This is a genomic window from Spirosoma profusum (assembly GCF_014699005.1).
GTDB lineage: Bacteria > Bacteroidota > Bacteroidia > Cytophagales > Spirosomataceae > Spirosoma > Spirosoma profusum.
Genome location: NZ_JACWZY010000062.1, coordinates 16,341 through 27,544, shown reverse-complemented (window position 1 = coordinate 27,544; position 11,204 = coordinate 16,341). Strand labels below are relative to the sequence as shown.

Sequence of the window (11,204 nt, the reverse complement as noted above, 5' to 3'; positions counted from 1 at the left end):
AGAAAACCATACGCACTCAAATTAGTCACAGTCAGGCTGTTGGCCGTGCCGCCTACCTTATCCAGTTTGTTACTGGTTAGACTCACCACCGACGTACTCAGGCTGTTGGCTTTTGTATTCTGCGCGTCGTCAACAGTCGCCTGAACGCCCGTATAACTGGTAAAGGTGCTGGTGTTTAGCTTGGTCGCAATGGCGGATGTATTAGCCGCTATGGCCGTGGTGTTATTGGCAACCGTGGTGCTGAGACTGGCAACGGTAGTGGTGAAGGAGGTATACGTATCGGTACTCACGAAGGGAAACTCCACGTTAGCCAGTGGGTAGGCCGGACGCTCGACAAGGCAGTTGGTGATAACGCTGCCCGGAGCGATTACCCGCTGCGAATAGTTATCCGAATCCTCCACGATATAGCCATCATAGTTACCCGTTCCATACGTGTAGACAACCCGCTTGTTGCTGGCTGAGGGCGTATAGTTATTGTAGCCGTTGTAGGTGTTGTTATTAAGCTTGATGTGCACCTTCTGCGTATCGCCGGCGGAGAGTCCGTTGAAGACAGAGAACTTGATATCGTTCGTGTTGAACTGGGTACCGAGCCGGTTGAACGTGTTTTTCTCAATATTAGCGGCCCCGCCGTTACCAAACTTAATCTCGATACACGCCCCGCCCTGATTGCCCTCGATGTAGTTATTTTCAATCGAGGCGGCATTGCCCCCGTTGATGCCTATGTACTCAAGATAAATAGCCCGCATGAGCGAGTCCGGCCCCGAGACGGTACCGTTGCCCAAAAGCTGGCAGTTCGAAAAGACGTTGTTGCAGCCGTTCACAATCCTTATGCCCCCGTACTGATTGGAGTTGATCGCGCATTTATGAAACAGATTGCCGTTGGGTGCCACGCCATGCACGCCCACGTTCGCGTAGCCGCCGATTTTATTATAACTAATGACGCATTCCGAGAACGTGCCTTCGCCCGCGTCGGTGAAATCCACCCCCAGATACATCGTGGAGACGCCCACCTTTGTTACGTTGTAATTGGCTACCCGGTGAAGCCCCAGCCCGGTACTGTTCATCAGGTTCGGATTACTGCACAGCAAACGGAACCCTTCAAGCTGCACGGCGTCATCGCCCGTGCCGGTAACGGTGATGAGCGTAGCCGCCGTTGCCCCGGTATATCTGATGGCAACGCTATTTAACCCCGCGCCTTTGATGCCCGCCGACCGACGCCCGCCGTTGACCATTGTGCCGGACGCATTGCTGAGGGTCATGAATAGTCCCTGCGAGATATTATACGTGCCATCGGGAAAGAACGGCGTCAGGTTTTTAATCGCGCAGTAGGTAAAACAGTTCTGAATCCCCGCGTAGTCGTCATGCACCCCGTCGCCGTACACGTTGAACCATTTCACGTTGACCAGCCCGTCGAACTGACGGCGGTAGAGTAGCCCGGCAGGAGCGCCGGCAACAGGCGCGGTGCGGACATTGATGACCCCATCGTTAGGAGTCGTGTTGTCGCCGGCGATGTAGTTGAACACCCCCGCCATGTTGGGCGTAAACACGGTGATGGTGCTTGTTGCCGTGGCGTCGGTCAGACTGAGGGACTGCATCCCGGTGATGCCGCTGAAGATGGGCACACTGTTGGACCTGGCATCGATCCTGAACGGACGCTCGGTGCCCGAGGCATCACGTTCGTACCAGAGGCCGTCGGCTTTTCGTCCCAGTTGAATCGTACCGCTGTTAATCGGCGTTTTGGGCGGGGCAATCGGAAACGTCTGCGCCATCGCCAGCGCAGGAAGCAGGAATAGAAGTATACTGGTTAGCTGTTTCATCTGGTGGGTTGTATTAAGCCTGAATTCTGCCCGCGTAGCCGGGTTTGCGTTCGGAAAGAACAATCGTGTTGATCGCTTCGTAGGTCTGACCCGAATCGCCCGACTTGACCACGAACTCGTGCAACTGGGCCTCGCAGCCGATGGATTTGACTTTGAAAATATTCCCGTTGAGCCCGCTGGCAGAGACGCGGATCAGATCGGTTCGTGAGTCGTTGTAGCCCTGCGGGGAGCCGATCAGTATCCAGACCGTCCAGCCAATGCCGGGCAGAACTTTGTAACGTAACATCACGGCGGGTTTCTGGCCCGCGTTGATGGGGCCACCGTCGGCGTCGTTATAGGCCACTACGCCACTATAGGCACTGAATGAGCCGGCTTCGTTGAGCTTGACTTCCGGATCTTCGATCAGGGAGGAGCCGGGGAAAAAGCCTTCTAATGCCTGCATGTCCTTTCGGGCCTGAAGCAGCGCGGTGTAGGTGTGCAGCTCGTGGTTGAAGCTGGCCCAGTCCGAGGAGTTCAGGTCGCCCCGCACCCGGCTGTTGTTGTTGGAGGGGAATATGTGTAATCCGTTATTCTCGTCGTTACCCCCGAAGAACCGTGCCACCATGTAGGTGCTGTAGAAATCGTGCGGAGGCTGCCATACTTTGGGCGAATCGTTGAGTTCAGGGAAGGTGTTGAATAACTGTCCAAACGGAGCGCGAACACCCCGGGGGGCGTTGTTGACGTAGCAGCACTCATCAGCCTCGTAGACGCATTCAGCCATACGAATCATGCCACGCAAAGCGTGCTGGTTATGGAGCATTTTGCCCCGCACCAGTTGCCAGAACGCCTTTTCCCGGCCCACTACGTGCGTGGGAAACATCTTGCTCCACAAATACGGATAGTTCTGGGTGTGGGGCAGTTTGCTGTTCCAGATGTCGTTATAATCCGACTCCGATATATCGAAGCGGTTGTTGTAGAAGTAGCCCAATGTAGCGTCTTCGTGGTCGTACTGGTTGCCCGTCAGCACGTAGCTTTGTCCGTTCAGGGTAATGTTACCCGAGGAGGTGCCGCCGATGTTGGATACGTCACAATTGGCCGTGACCATGAACTGGCTCCCCATTTCGGCAAGGGCACTGATCCGGGGGTTGCCCTGATAGGCGCAGGAACCGTAGATATGCACCAGTCCCGCATACCCTTTCTGTTTGATAACCTTATGCAGCAGTACCAGCCGGTTCGAGCGCCTGACGCCTTCCTCGGCATACTGAGCGCCGGGCTTGCTGAATAACTGCTCTACGGTACATTTAGGGCCAAATTCAGCTATCGCGGCGGATGACTCGAGTATAACTTCATGGTTCTTGCTTTCCTCCCAGCTGGGCCAGTGGTTGCGGTTGCCGTAGTGAGTACGTTTCCAGTCGTTAGACGACTCGATGTTGGGTATCGCGCGACCCGCGTAAGGGTCGGAACCGCCGGATACGCCGAAAGCAGGAACTGAGCCGGAGTAACCCCCACCACCGAAGATATAACTATGGTACTCCTGCAAGCTGCGCTCGAAGTACAACGCCCCTTCGTAGGGGCCGTGCAAGGCGGATTCGGTGAAGTAATACATCCCTTTGGAGGCAGGAAGCGACAGCTTTTCGCTGTTGGAAAGCGTCCAGACGTTGAACATGTTGATGCCCTGCGCTTCGCGCTGCTCGGGAGTCAGGGGGCCGGGATTGAAGTCGATCGAGAGGCCAAATATGGTGGGGGGCGCGTAGGTCAGGCTGGTGCCGAACTGGCCGGGATTGTACTGACGGGGTGGCTCCGGGGCGTACTTCGTCCGCTTCTGGCGGCCAAAACGGGCATTGGTCTTGCCCGATGGATTGGAAATCTCGGTATCGAAATTGCCGGTACCGGGCACCGACTCTTTATAATATTTGGTGCCGGTAACGTTTCCGCCCGAATCTCTGGTCTGCTCGGCTATGGCGCGAACTACTGTCATGGTGCTTATTCGTTGTAGGTGAACGTATCGCTGAGGTTGGTACCCGATTGGTCGCCGGTATTATTGCCGCCCCCGGTGATGGGATAGTGTACAACCCGGTCAGCGGCCCCACTCGGACGGTTCCAGATGAACTCGATAATGTCGGAACCGCCAACAAGCCGGAACCGCCACCGGTAATGGTCGGCTGCGTTGAACCAGTCCGCCCGGCGCTGATAGCCTTTTGGATCGCCGGAAATGGCTGCCAGCGGCTGCCATGAGCTAAAGCCGGTAATCGGATTTCCGCTGCCATCGACACTCTGAATGCTGTTTTCTACCGCTGCATCCGTCGTTAGCTTCACGTAGGCACTTACGCGGTCATTGTAGGTCGTGCCCTGATTGACCTGTGGATTCGGATCGTAGGTAACATCAATCGCCACAATAGCCGCCGGTGTCCCCACCCCGCCATTGTTGTTGACACTGGGCTGGGTATCCAATAGCGTCTGTTCAGCCAGAATCGCTGTGCCGTTCCAGATGATCTTCAGGTACTTGGTGAGCGTGTTGTGCTGAATCTCCACCGCGTATTCCCCGTTAGCAACCGGCAGCCAGGTGTGGTCGAAGTTATAGATCGTGCTGCCCACCGAGCGAAACTGCTGACGCGCTTCAAACTGCCGCGCATCGAAGCCCGCAGGTCCCGCTACAAAGCGCACTTTGGGTTTAGCAGCACCCCCGATGGATTCGGGCCGGATCAGCAGCAGCAGCGAACGGTCGGAAGGCTGGGCAATCAGGTAGGCACCGATGGCGGGAGCCGAATCGGTTTCCAGCGTGAACGACTTATCCGCCGACACCTTGCCGTCGCTCTGAAAGCCGTGCAGGGTAAAATTGATCGCATTCGGCACGTAATCGGCGGGTATGGTGCCGCGCAGAACCGGGTTGTCATTGGGTCTGGTCTGAATGCTCAGGAACGGCGGCAGCGAATTGTTGTCACCAAAGCCCGTAATGGTCTTACCCGCTGCCGGGGTGAGAAAGCTAAAGCGAAGCTCCTCCTCGTAGAGCTGACCTTTGATGAATTTTCGAAACGAAGCGGTGGTGTTCCAGACGGGTTTACCATCGTCACCGGGGACAGTTGGCTCATCCGGTGGGTCGGGTAGTGTGCAGCCGGTGGGCAGGTTGGCAAGGTTGCCTTTGTATCGCTTGAGTCCACCCCGCATAGGCTCCACTACCTCGGACCAACTTACAGTTTGTCCGGGTTTCAGTTGGTAGTAGGCATAAAGCGGATTCTGGTCGGTGGTGGGGTTGCCTTCCTCATCCAGCAACTCCTCTTCGAATGCCGCCCGTATGACTTTTATAAGACTAGGTGTTGACATGGCTTAGGCTGGAATGGTTCTGAGTTCTAGTTTACCGTTGAAGTTGGTGGTGTCCGGTGGGCCGGTTATGGTGTAGGTCCACGGCGCTGTGTTGGAGAATTCAATATCCATGTACTGCAAGGCGTCTTTATTGGCCGCATCGAGCAGTTTTGGAAATATCCGGTTGCCAGCGACCTGTAGGTTGTGCGCCTGCGGTGTGCCCACTTTGGCTGGGTTAATGGTGAAATACTGAATGGTATCCGGTTGCTGAGGCAGATCGATACACAGGATTTCCAGCACCTTCCGCGCATCCCCCGGAATAGCCGTTTGCGTAACATTCAGCTTATCGGCATACTTGCTTATGGGCTGGTAGGCAAACTGCGCATCGGTGAAGTCGGCAATGGGCTGAAGCTTTAGCTCGTATTCACCCGTGACTGGATTCTGCTCGTACACCCCGACCAGCCGAACGTCCCGGCTTGGCAGTGGTGCCGTATTGACGGCGAATGTCTTTGTCAGGACATTTCCGACCGGCATGTCAATATCCTGACCGGAAAAAAATACCCTGCCGTCCCTGAAAACTTTAATGTAGTTGTTGCCTTCTACCTGAATCATGGCGGCTCCGTCCGGGGCACGACCAAAAAAGGTTAGAAAGGCATCGTTGTTGATGTTTCGGATAAACTCCCCGTTCTGGGTGAAGTCCGCCGGGTCGATGTAGTGGTTTTTATTGGTGTTGCTGCCGTAGAGACCAATGGACTTGAAGAAGTTCAAAAGCTTCAGGTCTTCACCGATGATGCTGAACTGATCCTTCACCGCTGGCATGTTGCCCAGCACATTAGCTTCCTGGGACAACTCAAGCAGCGTTTCGGCGGAACCAACACCATCGCCCCCCCCATCGCTGGGTGTAGTGGGGTTTGGGTTGGTGACAATCACCTGACCCGCATCGGTGACGGAGAACCAGTAAGGGATAGGTTCGGGATCAAGAATCGGGTGACGGGCAAACAACAGGTATTCTCCGCCGTCGGACGTGAAGGCCTCGCCGTTTTTATCAACCACGAACGTAGCCTCTGAGCCAAACTCACCCGGGAAGCCCGGCTCAGAGGCCGACTCCAGTGCATAGGAATAGCCAGGCTTGGTATTGAATTTTACCCCCTGTAGCGTATAGCTCATGATCCAAAGGGGTTAGGTGGAAGAAATTCTTTTCGAAACAGGCCGGATATATTTTTCAACACCTGCCCCTGATTGCCCAGCACAGTGAGCGTCGGACGAACACCAGCGGGGCGAGGATCGAACACAAAACCCGGTACGTAGGCGACCAGCGTGGGTCGCTCGGTAGCACCAAACTTTTGCAGTATATCCAGTAGTGCCTGAGAAGGGTCTTTTTCTTCCGGCTCAGTTGGCTGTTCGATCTCGCCGTCTTCGCGTTCGTTGAGCGGAAACGCGCCGTCAGGGGACTGCCACTCTTTCAATGGAGTCGGAACGCTCACCGTAGCCGGTAGCAGTTCGCGGGCGCTGATGGTGTGCTTGCAGGTTCGCAGGTCCCACTGCCAACGTGTCAGGATTAGATTATGGCTACCGGTATCGAATATACGCAGCACTGTCAGCGGGCCGTAGTCCAGCCGCCCGGACAGTTCACCCTCAAAGCTTCGCGCCGGATTCATCAGTTGCCGGGCGTACTCTTCAGTGATCCAGGATAGTTGCGTTTTACCAATATCCTTCTGAGCAGGCGTGGGGTCTAATATATCTGCATCGGGACGATACCAGATGCTTGATGAGATTGGTGTACTACCGATGCCCCGCACGTACTCGGTATTGTATCTATCGTCGGGTCGATTCCCGGCGGGTACGTCGCCTAGTGTTAGCGTGAGCGTTGGGTCTTTTACCGTCTGACCCGGATTGACAATGGTTTGCTGGATACCGTCGAGCGTAAATCCGTCGTACTCTACTTCCAGTTTAGGGTCGGCGTATTCAACGTAAGGCGGTGGGGGTCCGGTAAAGGGGCCACCTGTCGATTTGTCTAGTGCCTCGCCGGGGCAGAAAAAGATTTCCAGTGCCCATACGCGGTCCAGTGTCCCCAAATCCAGACTGATAGGAAACCAGCCGGGCTTGGATTGCTGCACGCCACCTATTGTCGTGTAGTTATAAAACAGGTTACCCTTGGATTCGGTAGATTTCAGATTCTTTTCAAACTTCCAGTCGTTGTCAATTCTGAGGTAACTAACCAGTTGCGTCAGGGCGTGGTCATCCTCTTTACGGTACACCTTCGCTACGATTTTAGCAGCCCGAAGTCCTGATAGACGGGCGCGGCATTTGAAGGTACGTTTAAGGTGTTTGGTGCGCTCCTGAGCGCCTTCAGGGTAATCGATATGAACGCCAACGTAAGGTGTGCCACCGTTCCAAAGCTCATCGCCGTACCCCATCATTTTGATCCGGTACGGATTATCGACCGTACCGTCGCCGATTACGGACCGATCTCCGCTACCCATGTTGGTGCCCCAGCCGGTCGGAATGCCGTTAGTGACCTGAGAGAAGTCGGCGTTGGGAATCTTGGAGGTATACCCGCCAAATTTCTGCTCGATGCGAACCCCGTTCTTAATGGCCTGCAAGCCTTCTTTTGGCGTCCCCCTCTTTACGCGCAATGAACCGGACAGGCTCGTGGTCTGAATCAGCGAGAGTGAACCGTGACTGCCAGGCGCGGCACTAAGGCTGCTGCTGGTATATTTCCGGTAGTGGATACTGTCACCCGTCAGGTTCGATACGTCCCATTTGCCGCCCCGTTCGGGAATCCGGCTTAAAAACCAGCCGCCTTCGAGTTGTTCCAGACTACACTCTTTCTCCAGTAGTATCTCCTGCAATACATCATAGCAGTTGGTTACCTCACCTTTGTCGCTGATGTAGCGTTCCCCGCGCAATAGGGACTGATACAGCGGATCTTTGGCGGGATTGGCCTTGCCATCCACCAGTTGCCCTGTAGCTACGTCTGATAGCTCGTAGAGGTTGACGCTGGTAGTGAGGGTTGTGGACAGTCCCGTCCAGTACAGACAGGTACGAATGATCTGCGCGTAGCTCACGTGTCCTTTCAGGCGGGTGCCGTCGGGATTCAGTAAGGGACGGTCTTTGAGCGAAGCCAGACCACAGACCGCCGTGGCCTTTAGTCGAAACGGCGGCTTTTTATAATCGTAGGTGAGATTGCGGGGAAGTATCCATCCCGAAAATTCGGTTTTGGTATAGTTGAAGCCGCCAAGCTGATCGCTCAGCACATCGACCCGAATAAAGCGGTCGCCCGTCACGTATAGCTGTTCGGCCTGCTCGTGGGAAGTAAAGCGCAGATCAATGTCGCAGATTTGCGATAGCATGGGCAGAAACAGACTTCCTGAGCCGTCGGCTAGTCCGATCTGGCAACAGCCATTGTCTTCGGCATAGGCAAAGATTTCTGTTGCTTCGCCCGCATAATCCGCCATTTTGATCGAGATGCGGTACTGCGCCGAGGGGATATGCACACCCGGTGGCTGCATCTCTTTAAAGTCGGCGTAGAATATCTCGTTGTAGTCAGGCATTAGGCGAACTGGTTATAGTCATCATTGGCGCGGGATAGCACAATGCGCAAATCGGAACCGGAAATCTGTACGTCGGGAATGAAGACCTGCGTACCGCCACTGCGTCCGATGTAATTTTTGAGTTTATCCAGGGGGGCTATGACTTCCGGATTGTTGCGGGCATTCGCGTACTCGCCTGTTAATGAGAGGGTTGGCCCACTAACAATTCCCCCATTTGCAAACGCAGTTGCTCCAATAGCTTTGATAGCAGCGCCACCCACAATAAGGCCCGCGCCAACGGCAATTTTAGCGGGTCCAGTTAAGGCAAATAAGGGAGCAAGAAAGGGTAAAGCAGCCGCAACGGTTTCCAGCTTACCCATGAGTAGGATAGCCGAGCCGAGTTTAATAGCGAAATCACCGATGAAGTTGGTAATAGTCTGAAGTATGCCTTTGAGAGGACTCTGTCCGGCGGCAATCGAAGCACCTAGCCCTTCAAATAGCCCAACACCGACTCCAGCCAATTGGTCCTTAGCGATACCCAAATAGTTCTTGAAGCCCTCAATCGCATTTTTAGCGTCTTCCTGACCTTTTTTGATCCGCTCTTGAAAAGCAGCTAGACCCGGTAGGGTTGGGCCTTCTTTACCACCTGCCAAACCTGAAAGGGCATCCGCAAAAGAGATAGAATTGTTCGCCGGTTTTATGCCGTTAAATTCCCCTTTGATACGTTTAATCTGAATCTCCAGCGCATCTATTTCGTAGAGTGTTGCAGGGGCAAGCGTTATTCCAAATTCCCGATTATCCTGTTGAAGTTCTTTCAGGACTTTTAACCGTCGCTCAAACTCTTCCAGTTGAGTAAGCTTCTTTTGGTAGGCAGCATCGTCACTCGCAGAACTGCCATTGGCTCCACCGGATAGCCCGCTAATAGCCCCGCCGCCTAAATTTGTTTTCCCCGGCGTTGCGGCTGCTGGTGGTGCAGTAAGGGTGTTTGCCGCCTGAGCTGCGCCCTGAACGGCTATTTTCAGGTCGTTCGCTCCGTCGGTGACAACTTTTAGTTTAGCAGCAAAAGCGGCAGCGAATTTATCCGCGCCGATCTGTTCCAGAAATCCGGTCAATACCCCGCCAACCGCTTTTACGCCTGCGACGAAAATACCCAGGATACCATTCCAGATACTGACCGTGATATTCTGTAACCCCTCTTTAAGTGTTGTCCAGTCGAGGGTAAAGATTCCGGTGAATACCTTGATAATACCCGATAGTACACCGGTAGCCGTGGTGAAGATTGCGGCAATGGCGGTGAAGGCTCCGGATATGATACCAGAAATCGCCGTGAAGGCACCTTTGATGATTTGGGTAATAGTCCCGCCAAACAGCCCCCACACCCCTTTTACAAAGCTTGTGGCGGCACTAAACAGGGACTTAACCGAATTCATGGCATCGCTCACCAGTGTAGTCACTGTCTGCCAGATACCTGAATCGGTGAGTATTTTTTTAATGCTGTCCCAGTTGGCGACAATCAGGATTGCCGCCCCCGCTACAGCAGCCACAGCGAGACCAACCGGACCCGTCAGCGCCGCAAAGCCTAATCTGATTTCCGGGAGAAGCTTGATAATCGTGCCGATTGCCAGCGATAGCGGACCGGCGGCAGCGGCAGCCGCTCCAAACATTACTGAAGCCTGTTGAATGGGTGCGGGTAGTGACAGAAACCCATCACGTATTTTATTGATGCCCGAAGCCAGTCCCGTACCGACCTCTTTGAGGTTAAAGGTCTTGACGAGCTGGGTGCCAATATCAGCCAGGGCGAAGGTGAACGAGTCTTTGATGTTGGAGGCAATGCCGCCGAGCGTTTTGCTCTGCTCTTCCATCTGCCCACCAAAGCGCTCCCGGATGATTCCCTGAATAACGCTGAAGGCCTGCTGTACCGACCCCTGAAACTGACCGGATTTATCAAACTTCAAGCCTTTGGCCTCCAGTACATCCCGACCAATACCAAAGTCACGTAGCCGCTCAAACGCTTCGCCAAAATCACCGGATTTAAGCCGTCCCAGTACGCGGGTAACTTCGCCAATCTCAACCCCGAAGCCCGAAGCCAGATTGCCCGCATCGGTCAAAAGGGTTTTCAGATCGCCCACGGCAAAGCCGTAAGCCAGCAGCTGTTTGGCCCCGGATTGTACGTCACTAAATTCAAAAGGAGTGGTGGCGGCAAACGACTTTAAATCGTTCACCGTCTGAGCCGCCAGATTGGCGTCTTTCAGCAGTACCCGAAAACTAACCCCCGCCTGCTCCATATCGGAAGCGGCTTTCAGGCCCGCTCCGGCAAGTCCAGCCAGGGGTAAAGTAAGGTAGGTGGTGAGCGAAGTGCCGGTGGACTGAATGTTTTTCGCCAGACGGCCCAGGCCCCTATCAAAGTTTCGCTGTTCGCGGTCGGCTCTTGCGTAGCCTGCCGCCAGATTGGTGTTAAGTTCTTTGTAGAGCAGTCCGGCGGAATCGCGGGCGGACTTAAAGCCGGTCACGAAATCCGTGACAATGGCCCCCAGTCGTATGTTAATTGCTCCGGCCATTGGTGCGCTCTGGTTAC

Annotated in this window: 7 protein-coding genes; 1 reads left to right on the top strand and 6 read right to left on the bottom strand. The window is 54.6% G+C overall.

Annotated elements, in window-relative coordinates:
- Together IC229_RS33760 and IC229_RS33755 are read right to left on the bottom strand one after the other, a co-directional pair.
- The coding region (locus tag IC229_RS33760) for a right-handed parallel beta-helix repeat-containing protein (protein ID WP_190893241.1) at positions 1 to 1,817 on the bottom strand (1,817 nt) is incomplete at its 3' end.
- A 13-nt stretch (positions 1,818 to 1,830) separates the two neighbouring features.
- Entirely contained in the window at positions 1,831 to 3,336 is a 1,506-nt protein-coding gene (locus tag IC229_RS33755) for a hypothetical protein (RefSeq protein ID WP_190893239.1), read from the bottom strand.
- Here IC229_RS33755 and IC229_RS33750 point away from each other — a divergent pair.
- Positions 3,322 to 3,792 carry a hypothetical protein gene (locus tag IC229_RS33750; RefSeq protein WP_190893237.1) on the top strand — a complete coding sequence of 157 codons (471 nt, stop codon included), beginning with the start codon at positions 3,322 to 3,324 and terminating at the stop codon, positions 3,790 to 3,792. The two genes, IC229_RS33755 and IC229_RS33750, sit on opposite strands and share 15 nt — an antisense overlap.
- On the opposite strand, the gene IC229_RS33745 is transcribed toward IC229_RS33750, so the two are convergent.
- From IC229_RS33745 to IC229_RS33730, 4 genes are read right to left on the bottom strand one after another with little or no spacing between them, the layout of a single operon-like run.
- Positions 3,780 to 5,117 (bottom strand): hypothetical protein, encoded by a 1,338-nt coding sequence (locus IC229_RS33745; RefSeq protein WP_190893235.1) that lies wholly within the window; start codon positions 5,115 to 5,117, stop codon positions 3,780 to 3,782. The genes IC229_RS33750 and IC229_RS33745 overlap by 13 nt on opposite strands.
- A 3-nt stretch (positions 5,118 to 5,120) precedes the next feature.
- A complete protein-coding gene (locus IC229_RS33740) occupies positions 5,121 to 6,263 on the bottom strand; it encodes a hypothetical protein (RefSeq protein WP_190893233.1) in 1,143 nt (380 codons plus the stop codon).
- Positions 6,260 to 8,650, bottom strand: coding sequence for a hypothetical protein (locus IC229_RS33735; RefSeq protein WP_190893231.1), 2,391 nt, complete (start codon positions 8,648 to 8,650; stop codon positions 6,260 to 6,262). Before IC229_RS33735 ends, IC229_RS33740 begins: the two co-directional genes overlap by 4 nt.
- Positions 8,650 to 11,187 (bottom strand): hypothetical protein, encoded by a 2,538-nt coding sequence (locus IC229_RS33730; RefSeq protein WP_190893229.1) that lies wholly within the window; start codon positions 11,185 to 11,187, stop codon positions 8,650 to 8,652. The genes IC229_RS33735 and IC229_RS33730 overlap by 1 nt, the downstream gene beginning before the upstream one ends.
- Between the last annotated feature and the right edge of the window lie 17 nt (positions 11,188 to 11,204).